Origin of the sequence: Tumebacillus permanentifrigoris (genome assembly GCF_003148565.1) — a bacterium.
In the GTDB taxonomy this organism is placed as follows: Bacteria; Bacillota; Bacilli; order Tumebacillales; family Tumebacillaceae; genus Tumebacillus; species Tumebacillus permanentifrigoris.
The window spans coordinates 112,152-135,900 of record NZ_QGGL01000012.1 but is presented as its reverse complement, the minus strand read 5'-3'; the positions used below and the strand labels follow the sequence as shown (position 1 = coordinate 135,900).

Genomic DNA, 23,749 nt, shown 5'->3' with positions numbered 1-23,749 from the left:
TAACATGACAAAAATTCAATTCGCATGACTGGCGGAAGCGTGGGTTCAACCACGGGGGAGTGCGAATGTAGAGATGCCGACCGCCTGGGCGCTATGGACGAAGGAAATTCGACCGAGCTCAGGCGGTTTTGTGTTTTCAACTGGGCCGAGAAATGGAGTGTGGAGAGAGCATGGTGTACGAGGAGCGATACGGTGACCGGGTGACCTGCCCGCATTGCGAGGCGAAGGGGGCGCACTTTGACGAGATTCCAGTGGCGGAAGGTGCGTTTGAAGCAGTGCTGTGGCAGGCGGGGATCTGCCCGCGTTGCCACAGGGCGGTCCTCTTCAAGCGCGTCCGCGACTTTGGCGAAACCACGTCGCTGTGGCTGGCTGACCATCGCGTCGAGCCGATTCGACGGTATGTCATTTTTCCCGAAGCGGGCACCCGCCGTGTCCTCTGGCGGATGTTTGTCGAGGACCCGGTTCATACATTTTTGGCGCGACAAGGCTTTTATGACCGCTACCTGCACTTCGTGCGCCCATCGACGTGGACGAAAAACAAGTACCGCCGAAACCCCACATCCGACCCGGCAATCGGGTTGTCACCCCATAGGTCATAACGCTCGATGCAAGCTGGGAATGTCATTGGAAGAGCTCCTGGAATAGGCTGGAACACAGCGTTTGTTTCAGAGAGGAGATTGTTCCAGTGGATACACGCAAACCGATTACCCATCTCGTCAAGTCGGGGGATTCCCTGTTCGAACTCGCCAAGCAGTTCAAGACGACGCCAGAGGCGATTCTGCGGTTAAATCGTCTGGCTTCGATGGACTTGGTCATTGGACAGTTGTTGAACATCCCCGTCTACACCGAAGTGACGGTGAACCGCGATGCCGTACTTGTACACAATGTGCCAGGCCCGAAGGGTCTCGTCGTCGCACACATGGATCGAGGAGCGCGCTTGCCGGTCGTCGGTGGGGGGAGCGACTGGGTTCATGTGCGTTTGTACGACGGCCGACTCGGTTGGATCTCTCGTGAGTTTGTCACGCTCACACCTTCTGGCGGTGACAGCAAACTGACAGAGGTGCTCGGATTCTACACCGAACGTGAAGGCCCGACGCTGCCGAATTCCTATGCGGACTTCACCGCGCATCAAGCCGAGCTGTCAGATGGTGCGATGTTCCACTTCCGCATCGACCGGGAGCGACCGACTGAAGTCGAGAAATTCTACGAGTTCACCGACGACTACCTGCGCCAAGTGGTGGAGTTCGGGCATCGCCACAACATTCGGATGTTGCCGATCATCCACAATCTGCTGTACGAGCGCGGCAATCAAAATGTCAACAAGGACGTCGTTCGCGGAATGCTCGCGACCCCTCAGACCCGGCGTGCGTTCATCGCCAATGTGATCGAGGTCGTCCGCCGCTATGACTTTGACGGGGCGCACATCGACTTTGAGGATGTGTACTTCGAGGACCGGGAGAAACTCTCCGCGTTTTATCGCGAGTTGGGGCGTGAATTGAAGGCGCAGCAGCTGTACTTTGCGGTTTCGACACCCTCGCGCACCTCAGACCAACCCACCAACCCGTTTTCCGCGCCATTTGATTATGGGGTGATCGGGCGGGCTGCCGATGAGTTTGTGGCGATGCTGTACAACGAGCACGGTTGGCCGGGCAGCGGACCAGGGCCGGTCGTGTCGATCGGCTGGATGGAGAGCGTCTTGCGGTACGCCATGACCAAGATGCCTCCGCACAAAATCATAGCAGCCGTCTCCGTGTTCGGCTTCGATTTCAACCTGACCGCCAAGCGCAACACCTACGTCACGTACAGCATGGCGATGGATCTCGCCAAGCGTTACGAGCAGGACGTGATTTTTGATGAAAAGACGCAGACTCCGATGTTCCGCTACACAGACAAGGACGGCGATCGGCACGAGGTGTGGTTTGAAAACGCCGCGAGCATCCGCGCGAAACTGAATCTCGCCAATCGACTCGGGGTTCGCGGTCTAGCGCTGTGGCGACTCGGGATGGAAGACCCGGGGATCTGGCCGATGCTCGCTCGTGATTTCGTGGTGCAGAAGGGTGTGCAGTAAAAGGAAAAGACCGCCGAGTGGGCGGTCTTTTTTTCGATCAAGGGATGCGTGAAGCCGGGGGCTTGTTGCTGTGTGTTATTTGTAGTTTTTCCAGTCCAGCTTCGTGTTGTTCAAGAGATACTCGAAGTTGTTCTCCAATTCTTTTTTCTCCTTGGCACGGCGATCGAGCTCGGCTTGGCGCTTGTTCTCTTGGGCGGAGCGTTCGTTTTCCTTCAGCTCGTTGGATTGGTTCGTGAGTTTCGCGAGTTGTTCCGGCGAGAGCAGGTCTTTGAGCGTCGTGCCTTTGTCCTTGGGCAGGTCGTTTTGGTTGTAGCGCTGGTCGTGGCGCGGGGTGTTGCCGTTGATGCCGGCGGCAGGTTTTTTGGGCGCTTTTTTCTTGTTGCTCACCGTAGATTTCACCCTTTCGTTCAAGTGTCCACGTTGGCGCAGGATGGCGAGGACGCCGGTTTTGTCCTTCGTTACGACAAAGATCTCCTGCACCGCGATCGTGGTTTTCGCCAGCAGCTTCAAGCCGCTGTCGGTGAAGTATTGGAACGTCAATTCCTCATGCTCCGACTTGTTCGGAGAAATCACGCCTGTGATCACCGAATGCACACCGGGAATTGTCGCGATGTCGTCCAACACCGCTTCATAACCTCCGATGATCGTGTGCATCTTGGTCACGCCGTTCTCGCGGTGGCGATGCTTGCGGCTCATGGCACCAACATCGCCAGCGGGAAGGCTTCTTCAAGCCGCACGCCATTGCGATAGCCCCAAGCCATCACGCCGTCCATGCGCGTCACTTCCAGTCGGTCGGTGGTGTCGATCACGGTGTATAGGTGGCCGACTTTGATTTCGTCGGGGTTCATCGTATAGGACTTGGCGAGATAGTACTTGCGCTCCAGCACGTCGAGTTCCTCGAAGCGTTCCTCGGCGAGGGCGCGGTGTCCCTCGTCCTGCAGGCGAGTCATCTCCGCTTGAAGTTCGGTCGGCGTCATGTCTCGATATAATGTAGCCATCTATTTCGTGCTCCCTTGCCAGATAAATTGGATGAATCCAGTATACCATACAAGGGGCGTTGTCTCAGCGGTGGTATATAGTATAGACTAGGTAACAAACACCCGTACTGAAAAAAGGGGGCGCGAGTATGAGCTTCAAGAGATGGGCAACGGCAAGCGCGATCGTGGTGGTGCTCGCAGGCGGCGGTTTCGTCGCGTACCAGATGCTGGATGAGAACAAGTCGGTCACCGCACCGGTCGATCCACAGCCGTCCAAACCGGCTCAACCCGATGCGGACACGCAACCGCAACCTGCACCGAAGCCAGCCGACAACAGCACGACCCCGAACAATACGCAGGACCCAAAGCCCAATCCCAACGAACCTTCGACGCCAGCCGCATCTGACGTGATCACACTGTCGGCTTATACAGGCAGTGGATCGTACCCGTTGAAAAGCAAGGCCTACACCAACAACTCGTTCCAATTGGAGCGCGTCGATTGGAGCGAATCGAGCAAGACGCTGTCCTTCGTCGGCAAGATGCGCGCCTTCGAAGCGGTCGGTTACTTCCGCGTGCGTGATCAGAACAAAGTGGTCATCGAGTCGGAGAGCGTGCTCCGAGCCAGCGCTGGTGCGCCAGAGTGGGGCAACATCAAAGCGGACCTCTCCCTGGTGCCAGAGTACAAAGGCCAGACGCTCACCGTCGACTTCTACACCAAAAGCGCCAAGGATGGCAGCCGCACCGATATGCTCAGTCTGAAAATTAAGCTTCAATAAGAATAAAGAGTTGCAGAGCAGCGAGTTCATCCAAGTGGCAACAATCTGCAATGAGCAATGAGCAATGAGCAATGAGCAATGAGCAAGTTTACATCGAGTGGTTTGGTACAGGAGGTAGCATGATGGAGAAACAACCCTATCTCGGCATGGTCAGTGGATCAGAGGCCGTGGAGCAGTTGCGCAAGTTTCCGTTGCCGGTCGGCACGGGGATTCTGCATATCCCGGACCCGGAGCTGACATGGCCGATGCTGGTCCCGCAGGGGGGCTTGAGCGTGACGCTGCAACCGGGCGATGAACAGAACCTGACCTACGGCATGGTCACCGGCCTCGTGGCGTTCGAAGACACTTTTCACCTGCTTGGGCGAGTGGAGTACGCGCTCGGGGAGCACACCGACACCGCGCTGTTCCGCTTGGACTGGCTCGGGGACAAAGCGATGCTGGAGTCGATCGCTGAACTTGGCATCGTCGTGCTCAGCCACGAAGTCCCGCCGAAGTTCGCCACCCGCGAGGAACTGATCACTTACTTGTCCACCGTGCCGACATTTGTCTGCCAACTGGACGACCAAGACTTGCACCGCCTGCGCGTGCAGATGATCCGCATGAACGCACAGGCGCAGTTCATCACCGAGCAACAATAACCCGCACCACGCTTGGAAAAGGACCCGGTCACGGCTCTACAGCCGTGACCGGGTCTTTTTTACGGAAGTGTAGTGGGGGGTTCCTCATGGTGTTTGCTGGCCTTTACGTCTTTGACCGCATGGATGAAAATCGAAGTGGTCTCGCCGATGACCACGGCCTTGACTTGTAACGTCAGCGATTGCCCACTGACTTCAATCGTTCGTCCATCGAGCAGTTTGTTGAACAGTTCCGGGTCGTTCTCCAGCAGGGTTAGCTCTTTGTCGAGCATCGAGTTCAGTTGGCGTTTGACCTCGCGCTGCACCGCGACTTTGGCAAATTCGTCGGGAGCTTCCTTCACCACGATGTTCAACTTGCGCAGCCGCCGGTTCTTGTACTTTTGCGCGTGGGAAAGTTCGTCCTCCAGCTTCTGCTTGTCTTCCTTCAACTGCTGCTCACTTTCCCGGACTTGCAAGTACTTCAAATAGAGCAGATCGAGGTCGTGTCCGCGCATCGCCAGCAAGGCCGACGCGCCAAACAGCGTGCCAACAGCAAGTGTCGCAAAAAATTGTTTGTGCTTCATCGAATGTCGCCTACGATCCACTTCACGATATAAAACCCGGCGTTGCAGCCGAGAAATGCAGCCAACAGGTAGCAAAATTGCTTGACGATCCCGTTAAACTCCAAGTCGAGCACGCCGTTGTCGATCAACTTCAACGTATCGTAGGTCCCACCCAGCGCGGCGACCAGCGCCCAGATCTTCAATTTCTCCGCGAGATCAACCATGCTGTGCATCGGGGGATGGTGCATGAGAAACGCACCCAAAGCCCCGATGACCGAACCTCCGAGGACGATCCCGAGCGCCACGAAAAAGTCCAAAACGATTGTGCTGAAAAAGGGCATCCGCGATCTCCCTCCCTGTCCACGATTGTCCTCTTTGAGATTCCTATGCCGAGAGCGATGATCCCATGCGGGCAAGTTTTGGTGATGTTTATTTTATCTATTCTGAGAATTTCACCTTTACAGAGTGTAGGATTTAAGAATACAATCGAGACATGAGAGTAAACATTTGACCGTGTGGTTGGAACATTTGCAATGAGTTTGGTAAGGGGGTGTCGGGTATGAGAGAATTCTTACAACGCAATCCACGCTTTCTCAGGTTCTGGATGGCTACATGGGCGTCCGAATTGGGGGACTGGGTGCGGAACATCACGATGACGTTCTTGGTGCTCGACCTCACCAATGGGTCTGCCGTCTCGTTGTCGGTCAACCTATTTTGTGAATTTGCACCCATTTTCTTATTCGGGTTGTTCGTCGGTGCGTTGGCAGACCGTTGGAATCGCAAGAAAACCATCATGGGGGCTTTCACGTTTCGTGCCATTATCATGTTATGTCTGATAGTTGCCTACCTGACAGGTTCCTTGTATCTGATCTATGCGTGTGCGTTCGTATCGGCATTTGGCACGTTGTTTTTCCGCAGCTCGTCGATGGCGTTTCTGATGTTGTTCGTGGAGCCTGATGACCGCAAATTGGCGGCCAGTATGCGCCAGACTTCGAACTCCACGATGATGTTGCTCGGACCATCGCTGGGGGCTTCGTTCTACCTGGGGGTCGGCACCGCCGGTTCGCTGGCTGTGACGATCACGCTGTTCCTGACGGCCGCGCTGTTGATCTCGACGATTCAAGTGGAGCAACCTGTATCCACCTCGCAACGGACGTTTGGCGGCATCTGGAAGGATGTTCAGAATGGTTTTCACTATTCCTGGAACAACCCCTATGTCCGTCCGCTGCTGTTCATCAATATCATGTACGGCATGGCGGCTGGGCTGATCAATGTGTTGGAAGTTTTCATCATCACCGACTTCCTTGATCTGCCCAAAGAGATGATGGCGATGCTCGCTTCGGTCCAAGGCGGCGGCATGTTCCTCGCCTCGCTGTTTATCGGCAAGTGGAAACTGCCGATGCACCGGATGGTTCCGGGCGGGATGATGGTCGCGGGTGTGTTCCTCGCGGGCATGGTGGCGTATGATAGCTTTTACGCGACCGCCGGTTCGCTCGTGCTGTTTAGCGTCGGATTGATGATGGTCAACATCGGGATGGCGGCGCTGTTGCAAAACAAAGTCGATTTTTCCTACCAAGGTCGTGCCGGGATGTCGATTTCCACCACGTTTAACGGGGTGATGGTCACGACCATGCTGATGTCGGGCTGGCTGCACCAGACGTTTACGATCCGTCCGGTCATCATGATCAGCGGTTTGTTGGCAGCGCTTTCTGGACTTGTCCTGTACGGGGTGTTCGACCGCATCGTGCGCCGGGAGAACGACCTGCTGCCCGCCAAGTCGGAAGCGGCGTAGATGTTGTGAAGATGTTGGGCAGATGACGAAACGCTGATAATCTGGTCAAAAAGGGCACTTCCGCCGTGGCGGACGATGCCCTTTTTGATGTGCTGTGCTACAATGTACAGAGGTAAAAACAAGAATTTGTGATTGAAGGTGTGGAGAATGACTCCGTTAATGCGGATCTTCTGGGCGTTGTTCTATAAGTTTTTCCTGTCGGGTGTGTCCTTTGTGACGGGGGCGATCACCGCCCGTTACCTCGGCCCAACCGGACGTGGATATCTGACGAATACACAGACTGGCTTGAGTTACTACTCGCCTGTGATCGGGACGTTCAGCGAATACATCCCGTATGGGATTAACAAGCAAAAGCGCGACCCGCAAGCGGTCTTTGCGGCATCGCTCCAGTTTTACGCCGTGCTGTCCGGCTTGCTGTTCCTGATCGCCTTGATCGGGACGAAGTGGTTTTGGAACGGGTTTTCTGGTTTTTTTGATCCCTTGGCGACGCGAGGTGCGTGGGTAGTCGGGATCATGGCGCCGTTTGCGATGTTTCATGTCTATGTGACGCGCTTGATGTGGGGGCTTAACGAGCTGGAGTGGCTGAATCGCTTGAACACCGTACAAGCGGTGGTGTTCCTGATTCTGTTGCTCAGTGTCGTGTTCGGCGTTCAACCGGTGGAGGCGGACCAGACCCTCTATGTGATCGGGGCGTGGTTTTTCTCCTACGTGCTGACCTCGCTGTTCTCGCTGTACATCCTGCAGCGCAAGACGGAGTACCGGCTGACGTTGCGCGGCGACCGCGAGGTGCGCCGTGAGACGATGAAGTTCGGACTGAATTTGGTCGGGGCGAACCTGCTCTGGATCGTGAATGCTCGCATCGACTTCACCTTGGTATTCTGGATGCTCGGCGCAACCGAAACCGGCGTGTATTCCACTGCGATCATCACAGCCGAATTGCTGAACTTGCTGTCGAGTTCCATCCTGCAAGTGGTGCTGACCCGGATGTCCACGTTGGAGGAGAAGGACGCGACGCAATTGACGGCGCGGATTTTCCGCCATACTGCCGTGGTCGTGCTCGCGTCCGTGGCCTTCATGTATCTGTTGATGCCGACGGTGATGGAACTGGCATACGGAGCGAAATTCAAGCCTTCGGTGCCGTTGTTTTTCGTCGTCGTGCCTGGCATCGCGCTGTACGGTCTGACTTCCGTGCTGACGACGTTCTTCAACAACCAGCTCGGGCGTCCGCGCGTGACGACGTTGCTGCAGGGGGTCTCCATCCTCACCAACATCCTGGTCAGCGTCCTGCTGATCCCGCATCTGGGCATGGCGGGCAGTGCGTGGGCCAAGACTTGCGCCTATGGCACGATGTTCCTCGTGACCGTCTGGTACTTCGGCCGCGCAACCGGGTATCCGGTTCGCAAGCTGTTCTGGTTGCAGGCTGACGAGGTGGCGCAATACCGATCCTTGGTGCGCAAGATTCGCGCGAAGCTAACAAAAAAGACCGCGTCCGAGTGAGGGCGCGGTCTTTTTCTAAGAGGATCGGCGCTTGCGGGCGGCCGCTTGGTAGTAGCGTTCGATGGAGATCTTCATGCGCCGGTAAAAAAGGAGTACGATCACGGCGCTGAGGGCTAAGTTGATGTAGGGCAGATAGGGGGCGGCCGACGTATGCAAGAGGATGCGCGAAACACTCAGTGTTGCAGCTAGCGTAAACAAAAGCGTGTTAAAAAACGGTGCAAATCTTACCACGCTGCGATCCTCCCTGTCCCAAAGCTACTCCAAGTATAACATTTTCATGAAGAAGTTAATAGTAGGCTTACATATTCCACTGCAACTGACGACCGCCGATGACATGATAGTGCAGGTGGAAGACCGTCTGTTGGCCGTGTTCGTTGGTGTTGGTGATCACGCGGAAGCCGTCCTCGGCGATGCCGAGTTCGCGTGCGACATGTCCGATCGCTTGGTGGAGTTTGAGCAGCGATTCGCTGTCCTCCGGGGCGATCTCCAGCACGTTGCGGATGTGCTTTTTCGGAATCACGAGCGCGTGCGAGGGCGCGATGGGGTTGATGTCGTGGAAGGCGTACACGTGCTCGTCCTCATAAATTTTCTTCGACGGGATCTCGCCCGCGATGATTTTGCAGAAGATGCAATCCATGATCGATGGGCCTCCTTGGCAAGAGTTGGTTGTCCTGCATTCAGAGTACCAGAAACAGAGGGAATTGTCGCCAGCGCGTGGAATAGAGATAGAGTGGAGGAGATATCCGTGAAGAAAAAAGTCGTATGGCGCCTGATCAGCTTCGTGCTGGTGGTCGTGGTGCTGTTTGCCGGATACAATGTGTATTCGATGTTTTCCTTTTTCCATACGGTCAGCGCGAACAAGCCGTTCTCGACCGGAAGCCAACCGCTGAACACGGCGAAGTGGGAAGGCAAGGGCGTGGTCAACATCCTGTTCATGGGCGTCGATCGTCGTGACACCAACGAGCGCCCGCGCTCCGACACGATGTTGCTGGCGAGCATCAACCCTGATACCAAGCAGGTGGCGGTGTTCTCGATCATGCGTGACACCTATGTGGACATCCCTGGTTTTGGCAAAGGCAAAATCAACGCCGCGTTCGCCGATGGCGGGCCGGAGTTGTTGATCGACACGATTCAAAATTTCCTGAAGGTCCCCATCCACTATTATGTGGCGACCGACTTTGAAGGGTTTGCGAAGATCATCGATGCGATCGGCGGAATTGATGTCGACGTGCCGGAGAATTTCGTACACGCAGATGATGGGGTCTATGACATCAATCTCAAAAAAGGCATGCAGCACCTCAGTGGGCAGCAGGCTTTGCAATATGTGCGCTACCGTGGCACGCCGCGTGCTGACTTTGACCGCACCGAACGCCAGCGGCAAGTCGTGAAGCTCGTCGCGGAGAAAATCAAGTCGCCCGGCATGTTGATGAAGGCGCCTCAGATTCTCAAACAGGTGGAGCCGTACACGCAATCCAACCTCGGAGACAACCTGTTCTCGCTGGGGTCGCTGGCGGTGACACTCGATGCGCCGAACATGAAGACCGAGCAGATTCCAGCGGTGGAAGATCTGCAGGAGACCTTTGTCGGGCAAGAGTCTGTGTTGCTACCCAACGTTGCGCAGGTACGGGAGCATGTGCAGGAGATCCTGAACCAACCCGTCGCGACGGCCCAAGATCCTGCCAACGCCCCGTCTGGTGCTGGCAACGGTTCGAACTCTGGCACTACGAATGGAGGAACGGGTGGCACGGGGACCAGCGCTGGCGACAGCAAAAGCAACGGCTCCACCACCAGCAAACCGAACAACGGTGGCACTAGCACGGGTGGCAAGACCGCACCCACCGGCACCGGCAAGACCGCGAAAGTCACGGGTGAATACGTCAACCTGCGCGCCAAGCCGGGCACAGAATTTGCTGTGATCGGTCAGGTCTACGCAGGAGATGTTCTCGACATCGTAGAGGAAGCCAACGACTGGTTCTACGTCCAAACCTCGTCCGGGATGTTCGGGTACGTCAAGTCGACCCTCGTCCAAGTCCAATAAACCAAGGCCGCTCGCATCCCTGCGAGCGGCCTTTCCTATGTGCAAAAAGTCGGGACAAAAAATCCCTAACAAAAACGCAGACTCCGCGCATATATTGTTGGTACTACACACACGAAAACTCCTTGACTCCAAAAAGGGCACGAAGGAGGGTGGTCGGCTGATGGAAAACCAGATCGTGATCTACCGCAACATTTCAGGCGAGACGACCCGTGCCCAAGTTGACCAATGGAAGGCGCGGGTTGCTCGATCGGGCATTCAGATGGAAGAGAAGGGCAAGGGCAAGACCTTGATCTTCCACCTGTTTCTGAAGGATGACGAAGTGATTTTTTACATGTATGAGAATGGGAAGTCCCTGCATGTGCTGATCGAATACATGCGGGTGAAAAAAAGCGATGGTAGGATGGTCAAGATGATCGATTTCCTGATCACCGACCTGCAGTTGCGAGGGGAGAAATACCAGACGATTCGGGGGGAATTGTATCGCACGCTGTACCTCAATGGGATTGTCATGGACGACGGCCCGTTCCAAGAACGGAAACTCGCCACCGACTTCGACCTGCGGCTCAGTCGTGAGATTTTGATGGGACACATCTATAGGGAACTGGATGAATACGCAAACGCCAAACGCGACGGCGACACGGAACGGGAACAGGAATCGTCAGAACGCTTGCGCTCCTTCACCGAAGAGTTGCAACGGCTTGACGAGGTCTTGAAAAACAATCGTTTTAATAAAGAAACCTAAACCTTCACTTCTTCGTGCCGGCCTCCGGGCCGAACTTGGAAAGCAATTTCACCACACCGAGGATTCCGGCGGTCAGACCGAGCAAGATCCCCACCAGCAACATCCACGGAGTTGTGCCCCATAGCGAGTCCAACCACTTGCCCAAAAACACGCCACCCACGGTGCATGACGCCATATCAACCCCGATCATCGAGACCAGTCCAAAGGCTTGCATCGCTTCGCGGTTGTCTGATTTTTTCTGATTCATGACGGGCCACCTCCTGCAGATAGTGTATGACCGTTTTTTCGATAAAAAAACACAAGAGAGCCGAATTCGGCTCTCTTTGTTGTTTCTTATCAGTATAGCAGATTTCTTAGAACCAAGGAGACTTGTCCGCGCTCCAAGCAGAGCCGGTCGAGGTGAAGACGAAACCACCTTGCAAGTCGGTGCGGTAGATCTTGATGCCGCGTGCTTTCAACTTGTCGATCGTGGTCTGGGCCGGGTGACCGTAGCTGTTGTTCAAGCCGCAGGAGATGATCGCCGCTTGCGGTTTTACTTTGTCGAGGTACGCGTCCGTGCTCGAAGTGTTCGAGCCGTGGTGTCCAACTTTCAGGATGTTCGCGGAGAGGGTTTGACCCGATGCGACCATGTCGGTTTCCGCTTGGGTTTCCGCATCGCCCGAGAACAGGAAGGTCGTGGTTCCGTACACGAGACGGACAACGCCCGACCAGTTGTTGTTGGTGGTGTACGTGGTTTTCACCGGAGCGACGAAGTGCGCTTCCAGCGTTTTCGTGTTCGCGGTCGTATTGAATAGGGAGACGCCTGATTTCGCGGTCGTGACGGTCAGACCTTTGTTGGCCACAGCGGTCAGGACGTCGTTGTAGGTTTGCGTGGTAGAGGTGCGAGCCGGCATGAAGACTTTGCCGATCGTAAAGTTGTTGATGACAGCGTCAAGGCCGCCGATGTGGTCTTCGTCCGGGTGTGTCCCGATCACGTAGTCAACTTTGGTGACCCCTTTGGCTTTCAGGTAGTTCACCACGAGGGTGGCATCGGCGTTGTTGCCAGCGTCGATCACCATGTTTTGGCCGTTCGGAAGTTGGATCAGGGCGGAGTCTGCTTGTCCGACATCGATGTAGTGGACCAGCATGTTGGTGGCGGCGAGCGCCGGTTTGGCCGTTACGGTGGTGCCGGCTGCGGTTACGCCTGCGAGAAACGTCAGTGCCAGTGCGGCCACGGCGGTGCGTGACCAGAAGCCCATCTTCTTGAACAAGTTCATGTCTGTTGTTGCCTCCCAGTATTTTCTGTTTTTTCATAGACAATTGCCTATTTCACTATAATACAGACAAACTAAATAATACAACTATTTATGTGAATGATTGGTTGTCTTTTCGTAACATTTTTCGATGAGAGATGCTCTTGTGTTAAAATCAGTTTGGAGGTGTCGCGGACATGCGTTGTATCATTGATCATTTTGTGGGCGAACAATGGGCGGTATTGGAGTTTGCTGGGCGTCAGGTCTTCGATTTTCCGCGAGCCTTGTTGCCAGCCGATGCGGTGGAAGGCGATGTGGTGCGGGTGGCGACAGAGGTCGACGCTGCGGAGACCGCCAAGCGCCGCCGTGCGGTCGAGGCGTTGGCGAGCAAACTGTTCACCGACGAATCGTAAAAATCCAACCAGTGTTGTATACTGGGGAGACAAGCAAGAAGGAGGCCTTTTTGATGAACCTATCTGTACATACCCATACAAATTTGGAAGCGGTTACAACCGATTCCTTGATCGTCTTTTACACGAAGGCGGAGACGCTGGCACCGCAACTCGCGGCCTTGGATGCGCAACTGGGCGGCGAACTGACCGCCATGCACACCGACCACGAATTGGCAGGCAAAAACGGCTCTGTCGCGCATGTGCGCACCAGCGGCCGTCTACAAGCCAAGCACCTGTTCCTCGTCGGCTTGGGCGAATCTGACAAGCTCGATGCGGAAAAAATCCGCGAGGCAGCCGGGTCTGCCGCGCGTGCGGTGAAGGGGCACACCGTCGCGGTGCTGCCGTTCTCCGATGAGTTCGCGCAGGCAACTGTGGAAGGTCTGTTGCTCGGTCGCTACGTCTACGCCGCGCACAAGTCCAAGCCGGAGGAAGACAAGCGCTTCACTCACCTGCAGGTGCTCTCGAACGGGGACATCGCTGCAGCGGTGGAAGCCGCACAAATCCATGCCGAAGCGACCAACCTCGCCCGCGACTATGTGAACATGCCGGCGAATTTGCTCGATCCGGTGATTTTTGCCCAAAAAGCGCAGGAAGTTGGGCAGTCCGAAGGGCTGAAAGTTGAAGTTCTCGACGAGCAACAATTGAAGGAACTGGGCTTGAACCTGTTGCTGGCCGTCGGGGTCGGCTCCGATATCCCGCCGCGCCTCGTCGTGTTGCGCTACGAAGGCGCCCCGGAATCCAAGGAAGTGCTCGGTCTGGTGGGCAAAGGCATCACGTTCGACACCGGCGGCTACATCATCAAGCCGGAAGCGGGCATGCCGAACATGCACACCGACATGGGGGGAGCTGCTTGCGTGCTCGGGGCGATGCAAGCGATCGCTCGCAAGAAACTCAAGCTCAATGCCATCGGCGTGCTGACGATTGCTGAGAACATGATCTCCGGTCGCGCCTTCAAGCCAGGCGATGTCGCCGTGGCGTTCAATGGCAAGACGGTCGAAATGATCGACACCGACTGCGAAGGACGTCTGGTGCTCGCGGACGGTGTGGCGTATGCCAAACACCTTGGCGCAACCCGCATCGTCGATACGGCGACGCTGACGGGCGCAATCGTCGCCGCGCTCGGGTATGCGGCGGGGTCGTTGTACGGCAACGACGACGCTTTTGTCGAGCAAGTGCGCCAAGCGGGTGCAGCGGTCGGCGAGAAACTCTGGACGCTCCCGAACTATGAGGAGTACCAAGAGTTGATCGACTCCAAAGTCGCGGACTACATCAACTACTCTGGGCGCAATGCAGGCGCGATTGCAGGTGGCGTGTTCATCGCGGCTTTTGCGGACGATGTGCCTTTCTGTCACATCGACATGGCGAACATGTCCCGTGCGACTTCGACCAAGGGCTACACGATCAATGGCGGTACCGCGTTCTCGACCCGCACGCTGATCCAACTCGCAGAGACGCTGGCTCAATAATTTTTCTACGAAATGACCAGAGGACCCAAGCTTTGTTGCTTGGGTCTTTTCTTTTTGAAGTCACAATTTTAAAGATGAAGCAGGAAAATGCATCCAAGTGCCGAAATGAAAAAGGGAAGAAGTGGGGACGAATTACACACAACGCAAGGTTGGTGAGATCTTGAGCCAAATCGAGTTGAATGGATTTGTACGCGACCAGTTAGAAGTGATGATCGATCATGCCGCACAGCAAGAAGAGTTTGCACGATCGAGCTTGCTGGCTGCTCCGATACGAGAATTTACAAGGTGGTTGATCGAACGCATCTTCGCGGGTACTGGCAGTGCGCTAGACTTGCACCCCGCATACGCCGAGCTTGGTGATCTGATGGGAGATCACGGATGTGTGTTGGAAGATGTTAAGGAAGTGCTCGACGGCATGCGACGGATCATTTTTGGTGTGGTCCGCGAGGTGGACCGCATCGGCGGTCTCGTCGGCGATGCGTATGACACGATGGACAGCGCCTTGCAATTGCTCGGCGTGAACAATTCCGAACTGCTGGAGCGGTATGTGACGATTCGCGAACGCAAAATGGAAGAGACGCATCTGCAGAATCTGGAGATCGTCCTCGACAGCATCCCGAACTCGATCCTCACCTATGATGAGAACGGGCTGTTAACCTATGCGAACCGCACCGCGTGCGAGTTGATGGAAGTGGACAAGGACGACATCATCGGCCACCGCTTTGACAACCTGCTGCCGTTCCCTGGCTACTCGCTTTCAGGCAAAAAGATCTGGGTGACCCAGGAAGCGATCCCGCTCTCCGACGGACGCGGGTCGATCTTGATCGGCTATCCGATCGTGCGCGAGCTGGAGTTTTACCGCATCTTGCAGGCACAGACGGAGTTTATTTTTAACGCGATGACCGAGGGCTTGGTCATCCTCGACAAGGATAACATCATCACGACGTTTAACTCGCGCGCAGAGCAGTTGTTCGACATCCCGCGTTCGGAGATCATCAATCGCAGCGGATCGCTGTTCTTGGAAAAATTGCAGATGGACGATCATCTGAGCCTGCTGCATGAGACGTTGGCGACGGGGAATCCCTTCACCGACATCCAGCAGACGGTGCGCTCGTCCGACGGGGTCGAGCGGATCTTGAAGACGTCGACGCGTTCCTTGAAGGGCGAGGACGGAGAAGTGCTGTTTGCGATCGGGATGTTCGAAGACTTGACCGACCGCCTCTTCCTCGAAGAACAGGTGCGCCGTGCGGAGAAGTTCTCTGTGCTGGGCAAGTTTGCGGCCGGGATCGCCCATGAGATCCGCAACCCGCTCACCACCGCGAAGGGGTTTTTGCAACTATTGCCCAAGGACTCTCCCGATCCGAAGATTCGTCAGCTCAAGGAAGTCGTCATCCCGGAGATCGACCGCGCCAATGAGATCATCACCGATTTCTTGATGATCGCCAAGCCGAGTGCGCCGAAGCTCAAGATCGATTCCTTGCACGTGTTGATCGATGATCTCGTCGCGTTGATCCAACCACAAGCGATCATGCAAAATGTCGAGTTGTCGGTGATTCAGGCTCAGAGTTTGAGCGGTGCGGTCGCCATCGACCGCGACCAATTGTTGCAGGTATTCCTCAATGTCACCAACAATGCCTTCGATGCGATGAGCGAGGGCGGTCGGCTGGAAGTGGAGTTGCAGAATTGCATCTCGCACGTGGCCGTACACTTCCGCGACACCGGCGTAGGGATGGACAAGGAAGTGATCGAGCGGATCTTTGAACCGTTCTACACGCGCAAAGCCAACGGCACCGGTCTGGGGCTCGCCGTCTCGCACCGAATCATCGAGGGTCACAACGGGACGATTCATGTCACGTCGAACACCGGTGACGGAAGTACGTTTACGATCCAACTGCCGTATTCCTGAGCCGTTCGGTTGGGGTAGACTAGAGGCAGGAGGGATGTCTGATGAGAAAGTCGGAGATCAAGATCAAACGCCGCGACGTGATGTCCGCCAGTGAGGTGGCAGACTTGTTGCGCCAGTGGGCGAACCAGATCGATTCGGAGAACATCGTCTCGCTGGACGGTCTGCCGATCAGCGTCGCGAACGTCCTATACGTGCGTCAGGATTATCGAAAGGAAGGCAACGAACACGCCTTGACTTTGAAATTGAGTTGGGTGGACAATTCGTCCGACCAATCGATGGCCGGTGAACCAGAGGATCTCGAAGAAGAGGATCTCGACATCCTGCCAGGCGAATCGGACCACCCCACACCGCTCGATCTGCCAAGCTGTCCGGATGAGCATCGAGCGAAGGAATAAGGGGTAATACATACGAAAAAGCACCCGACCGGAAGCGGTGGGGTGCTTTTTTTGCGAGCTGTGAATCCTGTTGTTGTTGTTCTGCGTCTAATGTTACAAGAAGGCGTAACGAGAAAGGGGTGAGCAGGTGGAGCATCAAATTCAGCGCGCGTTGCAAAGCGCAGACGCGATGACCGAGTTTCTGCGCGAGTTGGAGCCGTTCGTCTACCGGGTTAGCTATCACCTGACAGGTCACCGTCAAGATGCGGAAGACTTGGCGCAGGATACGCTGGTCAAAGTATGCCGCCATCTGCATGCCTATCGCGGAGACTGTGCGTTGCAATCTTGGATCTACCGCATCGTGATGAACACCCAGCGGGATTCCTTGCGCAAGAAAAAACACGTCGAATTGGTAGAGATCACCGAATCTTCCTCGACGTCAGATGGGTTTGAAGGCGGCGTGTCCTTGAAGCTATCGGTGCAGCGGATGTTGAAGGATGTGCCTGAGGTCGACCGGCAGATCTTCTTCCTGCGCTTTGAGCAGGACATGTCGGTGAAGGAAGTGGCAGACTTGTTGGAGATGAAGGAAGCGACGGTCAAGACGCGGCTGTTCCGACTGCGGGACAGGCTGCGCGAGAATTTGCTTCCAGTGGGAGGTGATGTGCTGTGAACTGCAAAGACATTCAAGAGTTGCTGTGGTGTGGTGAGATCACGCCAGATGTGCAACTCCATCTGAAAACCTGTGTGCGTTGTCGCGCCGAGCAAGCGACGTTGTATGAGTTGGGGATCGCCGCAGAGGGCGTCGAGATCCCGCGACCGACCCGCTCGCTGTTGCCAGCGCGCGCGGAGATGGAAGCGGTGATTCGGAACCAACAGCGCCGTCGGTACACCAAGTGGCTATCTGTCACAGCGGTCGCAGCCTGCCTCGCGCTGGCGGTGACCCAAGTGCCGGGGCTGTTGCAACCAGCGACACAGACGTCACCGCCGGCGGGACTTCAACCGAACCCGACACCCCCGACGCCGATCGCTTCCACCAAACCAGTGGAACAGCAGATTCAGGAGTACTTGTCCGAATACCATCACACGCCGCACAGCGATCAGATCAAGCAGTGGGCGCTGGTGGAGCACGTCACCATCGCCGCGACGAACGAAAACGGTATATTCGAAGACAAGTTGAGTCCGTTCTTCCAATACGTCAACGTGTTCGCGCAACAGGCTTCCTTGGATCTGGCACCGTATCGCACGCGTGATGATCTCAGCGCCTACATCGTTCCCCTGCAAGCGGCGACGGATCAGGAGGCGGTGTTCCTCGTCGCGGGCGGGTCACAAGTGATCGGGGCTTGGCAGCGGCTGGCGAACACCGGCGAACTGCTCTCGCTGGACAACAAGCACTTTGGCGAGATCACCCATGTGCCGTGGGCTGAGTGGGTGCAAACGCAAAAGCTGGAAAACATCACGCCCGAGATGCGCACACGCACACCAGAAGAGTTGTTGGTTCAATACGCCGATGCCAGCGCGCGAGAGGATGTGCAATCGATGTCCGGGATGATCTCGCAATGGTACTTGGTGAACCTCAACCTCGCAGGGGTGGAACGCAATCAGTTGTTCCCGACTTCGAACCCGAGTTTTGGATTGCCTGTGCAACGGGGCCTTCAAACCTCTGACGTGCAAGTCAAAGCAACTGCGTTGCCTGCGCCTGATGTCTCGCCAGCCTCGAAAGCACACAACCGCGTGCCAGCAGAGGCGAAAGTCTATCAAGTGACCGTGCCGGGGGGGACTCGATTTGTCACCGTCGTCAGGGAAACCAAGGACGCGCCTTGGCAGATCGACCAGTTTTCCACCGGACCGTGAGCTTCAACTAGCAGGATGGAAAAAGCCTCCCGTAAACAGACGGAGAGGCTTTTTTTATGGTAGAATGCTGGAAGAATCGTACAGAAAAAAGGAGTGCTACACTCATGTCCGCAACTGCAAATGTACAGTATGTGCTCGACCTGCTGGTCAACCTCGTCAACATCCCGTCTCCGTCTGGGAACACGGAACGCGTGATGCGTTTCGTTGAACAAGTAGCCACCCAGCTCGGCGTGGCACATCGCCGCAACAACAAAGGCGCGCTGCTCGTCACCGTGCCGGGGAAAAACGACTCCGTGCATCGCACGCTCACCGCGCATGTCGATACGCTCGGCGCGATGGTCAAGGAAGTCAAATCCAACGGTCGTCTGAAACTCTCGCTGATCGGGGGCTTTACGTTCAACTCCATCGAAGGCGAGTACTGCGAGATCGAAACGTCTGCTGGTGACATTCACACCGGCACGATCCTTTCCACCAACGCATCTGTCCATGTCTACAAGGACGCGCGCTCGATTGAGCGCAATGAAGACACGATGGAAGTGCGGATTGATGCGGTTGTCAAAAACGCAGACGATGTGAAAAAGCTCGGCATCGAAGTCGGGGACTTCGTGTCGTTCGCCCCGCGTTGCGAAGTGACGCCGACCGGTTTCATCAAGACCCGTCATCTCGATGACAAAGCGTCGGTCGCTTGTATGTTCGGCGCGCTGAAGTCGCTGTTGGACGCGGGGGAACAACTGCCGTACACCACGCACTTCCTCGTCTCGAACAACGAAGAGATCGGCTATGGTGCGAATTCGAACATCACCCCGGAGACGGTCGAGATGCTCGCGATCGACATGGGGGCGATCGGCCGTGGCCAGACGACCGACGAATACTGTGTCTCGATCTGTGCCAAGGACTCTTCCGGCCCGTACCACTACGCGCTGCGCAAGCACCTCGTGGAGCTGGCGAAAACCAACAACATCTACTACCAAGTAGACCTCTACCCCTTCTACGGGTCGGACGCATCGGCAGCGCTGCGGGCGGGTGTTGATGTCAAGCATGGGCTGATCGGGCCGGGCATCGATGCTTCTCATGCCAACGAGCGTTGTCACACCGATGCGCTCGACAATTCCATTCGCCTGATCACCGCTTACCTGATGAGCGATCTGGTGCAGGAGTAGGTTTGTGAGTACACCTCACCGTCCTTCGATCACGTTTATCCAAGGCATCGCCCTGTACATGGGAGCGGTGCTTGGGTCGGGCATTCTGATTCTGCCAGGGTACACGGTGCGCGCCGCGGGGCCGGCTGCGATCATCTCGTGGCTGCTCCTGTCGCTGCTCAGTTTCCCGCTGGCGTACACGTTCGCCCGATTGGCGTTGCGCTACCAAGACCTCGGCGGCATCTCGGTGATCGTCAAAAACGCATTTGGCCGGACGATGGGGGCGATCGTGGGCTGGTACTTTTTCACATGGGTATCGGTTGGTCAAGCGGTCGTCGGGGTGACGGGTGCGAGTTACATCGCCTCGGCGTTCCATCTCGGGCGGGATGCGATGTATCTGTTGTCGTTTTTGTTCCTCGTCGTCGCGGTGGTGACGGCGCTGCTCGGCATGAAGGCGGGCGGCAATCTCTCGCTGATCTTGAGCGGGATGGTGCTGATCCTATTGGTGGCGACGGTGCTGTTTTCGCTGCCGCATGTGGAGAGCGCGAATTTCGCGCCTTTTACCCCGCATGGATTGTCGGGGATCGGGACGGCATGCGTGTTGATTTTCTGGGCGTTTTTCGGCTGGGAGTCGATCACGCACTTGGTGCCGGAGTTCCAGCATCCGCAGCGTGATGTGATGCGCAGCACGTGGATCTCCGTCGTGCTGATCGGCACGATCTATACGCTGCTGGCGTTCGTGACGATCGGCACCGGGACGTCCGGCGATGGAAGCGCTTCAAGCGCACCCTTGGCGGTGCTGATGAGCCAAGCGCTGGGCGTCGGGGCCGGTGTGGTCACGGCGGTGATCACCTGCATCGTCTGTCTCGGGACGCTGAACGTCTACCTCGCGTCGTCCTCGCGATTGGGCTATGCCCTCGCGCGCGACGGCGTGTTCCCGCGCTGGTTTGAGAAAAAAAGCGGGCGGGATGTCCCGCACCGCTCAGTCTGGTTCCTTTTCGTGACCAACTCGCTAACGCTTGGGGTCTGCTATCTCTGGGACCTGTCGATCGACAAGCTGATCCTCGTGCCGGTGACGCTCGGCATCCTCGTGTACGTCATCACGACGGTTGCCTGTGTGAAACTGCTGTGGCATGACCCGGTCGGGCGTTGGACGTCGATCCTGTCTGCGCTGTTCTGCCTCGCGGTTGCGCCGTTTGCCGAGGGGTATCTGATCGTCCCCGTGCTCGTGACCGGAGCCTGCCTGCTCTATTTGCGCAGGCGTTACTCGCGGGATTTGCCGCGGCAGACCCCCATGTAGGATCTCGATCTCGCTCGGCCCACTCGAGGCAAAAAGGAACACCTCCGAGCAAGCGCTCAGAGGTGTTCCTTTTCTGTGAGTCGGTGGAGCAGATGGGGGAGCGGTGGCACAACCCCGGCAAGACGCAGATGCAGGAGCGTGACCGTTGCGGCGAGCAGGCTCCACGCGAGCGGATGCGCTTGAAGGCTCAGGTCAGCAGGTGCGTGCAGGCCGCTGATCAGAATCGCCATCAGCGGCAGGGTGGAACTCCCGGCGTGCAAAAGTGTGCGCCACGGGATCGTGGCTTCTCGCGTCAGATTCAAGGCGAGACGGAGCAGGATCGCGGTCTGCACGCACACGGCGGCGGCGCAAGCGAGCGGCAGGGCGAAGCGGGTGAACTGCAAGGTGTGGATGGCGAGGTAGAGCGTTCCGATGCGGACGGCATCTCCGCACAGACCTGCGATCAGCAGAGCCCGGCTGTATCCAGACGCTTGCAGGAGCGAGGACAGCGGGGCTTGGAGGTAGAACGGCAGGGTCAACGGAGCCAGCGCGAGCAAAAGTCCGGCTGCGGCGCCCGAGCCAAACCAACTGGTCAGCTGTGGAGCGAGCACGAGCAGGGCGGCGGTGACAGGCAGTGCGAGCAGCGCGACCGCAGCGATGACCCGGCGCAGTTGCAGGGCAGTTCGGCTTTGTTGGGCGCTGGCGCTTGGCAACAGGGCGGTGGCCAGCCCATCGGTGAACACCATCGGGGCGCAGAGCAAGGGCAGGGCGATGGCGGAGTAATTGGCGATCAGATTCCGCGCGGCCTCGTGATCGAGCGTTTGCGACAACCAGGCTTCGGCGAGCGGCAGTTCCAGCGCGTAGCCGAGGCTGGCGAGCAGAGCCTGTCCGGCCGGAGCACACGCCATGCGCAGGACGGTGGGGAGGGTGTGAGTCGTTAGCGGGGGCGTGAGGCGGCGCTTGCGTAGAACCGACCCCAACACGAGGCTGAGAAACACGGCGGTGGCGAGTTCCCCCGTCGTCAGGATATAGAGACCGACCTGACTGCCAGAGGCGGGCAGGTCGCTTTTTACCAAGGGCCAGATCGTGGTGAGCACCCAAAGTCGCGTGCCGATCTCCAGCACTTGCGCGAGCGCGGGGGCGTAGGTGCTGCCGAGGCCGAACAGGATGCCGCGCAGACTTCCGGTCCAGCAAGTCAGGAGCAGGAGCGGGGTCGCGGTGATGCAGAGCTTGGCAATCTCATGGGCAGGTCCACCGCGCAAACTGGCGAGGGTGGAGAGCGTGGCGAGACCTGCGACCGAGACGAGCATCGCGAGCAGGGTGGCCCAGACGGCGGTGCGCCAACTGCCGGACCCGCTGGCAAACAACCGCGTCAACGCTTGTGGCACACCGATGCTGCCAAAACTCGCCGCCACACCGATCATCGGCAACACGATTCGAAACGCAGCGCTCTCGCCAAGGCCCATCTCCAGCACGAACCGGGCGAGAAACAACAACCCGAGCACCCGTGCGATGCCATCTGCCACACTCAAAATCCCCGATTCCCGTATCGGCAACGCCATGCCGCGCACCTCCTTCATCCGAACGGTGTTGTACCTTTTACGATATGATGGTTCTTGACAAGTTAGACCGTGCCTACGATGATAAACTCAGTAAATCAACCCGACTATCAGCTGTAAGGAGAGATAGAGATGAAAGTTTTCTGGTTCATCCCGACGGGGGGCGACGGACGCTACCTCGCAACGTCGATAGGCGGTCGTGCCACGACGTTCAACTATCTGCGCCAGATCGCGCAGGCGGCAGATGATCTCGGGTATTACGGCGTGTTGTTGCCGACCGGGCGTTCCTGCGAGGACGCGTGGGTGACGGCGGCGTCGCTGATCTCGTCGACGAAGCAGTTGCGTTTTCTCGTGGCGATGCGCCCAGGCTTGATGATGCCAGCGACGGCAGCTCGCATGGCGAACACGCTCGACCGACTGTCCGATGGGCGTTGCTTGCTCAACGTCGTCACCGGCGGCGATCCCGTGGAGTTGGCGGCGGAGGGGCTGTTCCTCGATCACGATGCTCGCTATGAAGTGACCGACGAGTTCCTCACGATCTGGAGAGCGCTCTGCAGTGGGGAGCAGATCGACCAAGCGGGCAAACATTTGCAGATCGAGGGCGGGCAGCAGATGCTCCCACCTGTGCAGTCCCCGTACCCGCCGCTCTATTTCGGAGGCTCTTCACCTGCCGCCTTGCCCGTGGCGGCGAAGCATATCGACGTGTACCTGACGTGGGCCGAACCGCCGGCGCAGGTCCGGGAGAAAATCGACCGCGTGCGTGCCCTCGCCGCGGAACGAGGCCGTACCGTGAAGTTCGGCATCCGTCTGCATGTCATCGTCCGCGAGACCGAGGAGGAGGCATGGGCAGAGGCAGATCAACTGCTCAAGTACGTCGACGACGACATGATCGCGCAGGCACAGGCGATTTTTTCCAAGTACGACTCGGTCGGCATGCGTCGCCAAGGCGAACTGCACGGTGGCCAGATCGACCGCAGCCGCGCCGCGCTCGAAGTCTCGCCAAACCTCTGGGCGGGCGTGGGCCTCGTGCGCAGCGGTGCCGGCTGTGCGCTGGTCGGGGACCCGCAGACGGTCGCCGCCCGCATGCAGGAGTACGCAGACCTTGGCATCGAGACGTTCATCCTCTCCGGCTATCCGCATCTGGAAGAGTCGTATCGCGTCGCCGAGTTGCTGTTCCCCTTGCTCCCGCTGACCCACGACGAAGACCTGTCTGTGAAAAAAAGCGACGCCCACGCCGTTGGCGAGATCGTCGCGAATCATGTGATTCCCAAGCAGTAAGTGGCAAAAAGAGACACCCGATTCGCCGGGGTGTCTCTTTTGTTTTTGCCATATTGACAAAAGTCGTTGCCCATTTTATAGTAAGACCAATAATTCATATCGAAATTGTAGGGAAAAAGAAATCTTATCATAATCATTAGTGATTC

26 protein-coding genes and 1 riboswitch are annotated in these 23,749 nt (G+C 57.1%); of the genes, 17 read left to right on the top strand and 9 right to left on the bottom strand.

The features are described 5' to 3' along the window. Positions 1–14 precede the first annotated feature (14 nt). Positions 15–97: riboswitch (ZMP/ZTP riboswitch) on the top strand. Positions 98–170: 73 nt separating this feature from the next. Then, positions 171–599, top strand: a complete 429-nt coding sequence (locus C7459_RS14715) for a hypothetical protein (RefSeq protein ID WP_109690062.1) — start codon at positions 171–173, stop codon at positions 597–599. Between the two features lie 86 nt (positions 600–685). Further along, positions 686–2,068, top strand: a complete 1,383-nt coding sequence (locus C7459_RS14710; RefSeq protein WP_245884558.1) for a glycosyl hydrolase family 18 protein — start codon at positions 686–688, stop codon at positions 2,066–2,068. Between the two features lie 75 nt (positions 2,069–2,143). On the opposite strand, the gene C7459_RS24090 is transcribed toward C7459_RS14710, so the two are convergent. Together C7459_RS24090 and C7459_RS14700 are read right to left on the bottom strand one after the other, a co-directional pair. Then, positions 2,144–2,764: a DUF3886 domain-containing protein gene (locus tag C7459_RS24090; RefSeq protein ID WP_109690060.1), complete on the bottom strand. Its 621-nt coding sequence runs from the start codon at positions 2,762–2,764 to the stop codon at positions 2,144–2,146. Beyond that, positions 2,761–3,066 (bottom strand): DUF1811 family protein, encoded by a 306-nt coding sequence (locus tag C7459_RS14700; protein WP_109690059.1) that lies wholly within the window; start codon positions 3,064–3,066, stop codon positions 2,761–2,763. Before C7459_RS14700 ends, C7459_RS24090 begins: the two co-directional genes overlap by 4 nt. 128 nt (positions 3,067–3,194) lie before the next feature. On the opposite strand from C7459_RS14700, the gene C7459_RS14695 reads away from it, so the two are divergent. Further along, a complete protein-coding gene (locus C7459_RS14695; protein ID WP_109690058.1) occupies positions 3,195–3,821 on the top strand; it encodes a Gmad2 immunoglobulin-like domain-containing protein in 627 nt (208 codons plus the stop codon). A gap of 122 nt (positions 3,822–3,943) precedes the next feature. After that, a complete protein-coding gene (locus C7459_RS14690; protein WP_109690057.1) occupies positions 3,944–4,459 on the top strand; it encodes a hypothetical protein in 516 nt (171 codons plus the stop codon). A 59-nt stretch (positions 4,460–4,518) separates the two neighbouring features. Here the strand turns inward: C7459_RS14690 and C7459_RS14685 are convergent, their stop codons facing one another. Next, the gene (locus C7459_RS14685; RefSeq protein WP_109690056.1) at positions 4,519–5,019 is read right to left on the bottom strand and encodes a sporulation membrane protein YtrI; all 501 of its coding nucleotides are present in this window, start codon (positions 5,017–5,019) and stop codon (positions 4,519–4,521) included. Then, positions 5,016–5,339, bottom strand: a complete 324-nt coding sequence (locus C7459_RS14680) for a YtrH family sporulation protein (RefSeq protein WP_109690055.1) — start codon at positions 5,337–5,339, stop codon at positions 5,016–5,018. Before C7459_RS14680 ends, C7459_RS14685 begins: the two co-directional genes overlap by 4 nt. A 218-nt stretch (positions 5,340–5,557) precedes the next feature. Here C7459_RS14680 and C7459_RS14675 point away from each other — a divergent pair, with 218 nt between their 5' ends. Together C7459_RS14675 and C7459_RS14670 are read left to right on the top strand one after the other, a co-directional pair. Further along, positions 5,558–6,790, top strand: coding sequence for an MFS transporter (locus C7459_RS14675; protein WP_109690054.1), 1,233 nt, complete (start codon positions 5,558–5,560; stop codon positions 6,788–6,790). A 147-nt stretch (positions 6,791–6,937) separates the two neighbouring features. After that, positions 6,938–8,287 carry an oligosaccharide flippase family protein gene (locus C7459_RS14670; protein WP_109690053.1) on the top strand — a complete coding sequence of 450 codons (1,350 nt, stop codon included), beginning with the start codon at positions 6,938–6,940 and terminating at the stop codon, positions 8,285–8,287. Positions 8,288–8,302: 15 nt separating this feature from the next. Here C7459_RS14670 and C7459_RS14665 read toward each other — a convergent pair whose 3' ends face one another. After that, on the bottom strand, positions 8,303–8,518 hold the full coding sequence (locus tag C7459_RS14665; protein WP_109690052.1) for a hypothetical protein: 216 nt from the start codon (positions 8,516–8,518) through the stop codon (positions 8,303–8,305). Between the two features lie 67 nt (positions 8,519–8,585). Continuing rightward, on the bottom strand, positions 8,586–8,924 hold the full coding sequence (locus C7459_RS14660; protein WP_109690051.1) for a histidine triad nucleotide-binding protein: 339 nt from the start codon (positions 8,922–8,924) through the stop codon (positions 8,586–8,588). Between the two features lie 108 nt (positions 8,925–9,032). Between C7459_RS14660 and C7459_RS14655 the strand changes: the two genes are divergently transcribed. Both C7459_RS14655 and C7459_RS14650 read left to right on the top strand, forming a co-directional pair. Continuing rightward, positions 9,033–10,325: an LCP family protein gene (locus C7459_RS14655; protein WP_109690050.1), complete on the top strand. Its 1,293-nt coding sequence runs from the start codon at positions 9,033–9,035 to the stop codon at positions 10,323–10,325. Positions 10,326–10,485: 160 nt separating this feature from the next. Next, positions 10,486–11,067 (top strand): hypothetical protein, encoded by a 582-nt coding sequence (locus C7459_RS14650; RefSeq protein WP_109690049.1) that lies wholly within the window; start codon positions 10,486–10,488, stop codon positions 11,065–11,067. A gap of 4 nt (positions 11,068–11,071) precedes the next feature. Here C7459_RS14650 and C7459_RS14645 read toward each other — a convergent pair whose 3' ends face one another. Together C7459_RS14645 and C7459_RS14640 are read right to left on the bottom strand one after the other, a co-directional pair. Then, positions 11,072–11,314 (bottom strand): AtpZ/AtpI family protein, encoded by a 243-nt coding sequence (locus C7459_RS14645; protein WP_245884557.1) that lies wholly within the window; start codon positions 11,312–11,314, stop codon positions 11,072–11,074. 106 nt (positions 11,315–11,420) lie between these two features. Then, positions 11,421–12,323, bottom strand: coding sequence for a ComEC/Rec2 family competence protein (locus tag C7459_RS14640; protein WP_109690048.1), 903 nt, complete (start codon positions 12,321–12,323; stop codon positions 11,421–11,423). A 173-nt stretch (positions 12,324–12,496) separates the two neighbouring features. Between C7459_RS14640 and C7459_RS14635 the strand changes: the two genes are divergently transcribed. From C7459_RS14635 to C7459_RS14600, 8 genes are all read left to right on the top strand, one after another. Then, positions 12,497–12,712: a DUF3006 domain-containing protein gene (locus C7459_RS14635; RefSeq protein WP_109690047.1), complete on the top strand. Its 216-nt coding sequence runs from the start codon at positions 12,497–12,499 to the stop codon at positions 12,710–12,712. Between the two features lie 53 nt (positions 12,713–12,765). Then, on the top strand, positions 12,766–14,217 hold the full coding sequence (locus C7459_RS14630) for a leucyl aminopeptidase (RefSeq protein WP_109690046.1): 1,452 nt from the start codon (positions 12,766–12,768) through the stop codon (positions 14,215–14,217). Positions 14,218–14,377: 160 nt separating this feature from the next. Next, on the top strand, positions 14,378–16,123 hold the full coding sequence (locus tag C7459_RS14625) for an ATP-binding protein (protein ID WP_146201011.1): 1,746 nt from the start codon (positions 14,378–14,380) through the stop codon (positions 16,121–16,123). A gap of 41 nt (positions 16,124–16,164) precedes the next feature. Further along, positions 16,165–16,518: an amphi-Trp domain-containing protein gene (locus C7459_RS14620; protein WP_109690044.1), complete on the top strand. Its 354-nt coding sequence runs from the start codon at positions 16,165–16,167 to the stop codon at positions 16,516–16,518. Positions 16,519–16,645: 127 nt separating this feature from the next. After that, positions 16,646–17,167, top strand: coding sequence for an RNA polymerase sigma factor (locus C7459_RS14615; protein ID WP_109690043.1), 522 nt, complete (start codon positions 16,646–16,648; stop codon positions 17,165–17,167). Further along, the gene (locus tag C7459_RS14610) at positions 17,164–18,348 is read left to right on the top strand and encodes a zf-HC2 domain-containing protein (RefSeq protein ID WP_109690042.1); all 1,185 of its coding nucleotides are present in this window, start codon (positions 17,164–17,166) and stop codon (positions 18,346–18,348) included. Before C7459_RS14615 ends, C7459_RS14610 begins: the two co-directional genes overlap by 4 nt. A 104-nt stretch (positions 18,349–18,452) precedes the next feature. Beyond that, complete coding sequence (locus C7459_RS14605; RefSeq protein WP_109690041.1) at positions 18,453–19,508, top strand: M42 family metallopeptidase; 1,056 nt, start codon at positions 18,453–18,455, stop codon at positions 19,506–19,508. Between the two features lie 4 nt (positions 19,509–19,512). Further along, positions 19,513–20,787 carry an APC family permease gene (locus C7459_RS14600; RefSeq protein WP_245884556.1) on the top strand — a complete coding sequence of 425 codons (1,275 nt, stop codon included), beginning with the start codon at positions 19,513–19,515 and terminating at the stop codon, positions 20,785–20,787. Between the two features lie 56 nt (positions 20,788–20,843). Here the strand turns inward: C7459_RS14600 and C7459_RS14595 are convergent, their stop codons facing one another. Next, a complete protein-coding gene (locus C7459_RS14595) occupies positions 20,844–22,328 on the bottom strand; it encodes an MATE family efflux transporter (RefSeq protein ID WP_109690040.1) in 1,485 nt (494 codons plus the stop codon). Between the two features lie 129 nt (positions 22,329–22,457). On the opposite strand from C7459_RS14595, the gene ssuD reads away from it, so the two are divergent. Beyond that, complete coding sequence (ssuD, locus tag C7459_RS14590) at positions 22,458–23,603, top strand: FMNH2-dependent alkanesulfonate monooxygenase (protein ID WP_109690039.1); 1,146 nt, start codon at positions 22,458–22,460, stop codon at positions 23,601–23,603. The last annotated feature ends 146 nt before the right edge of the window (positions 23,604–23,749 follow it).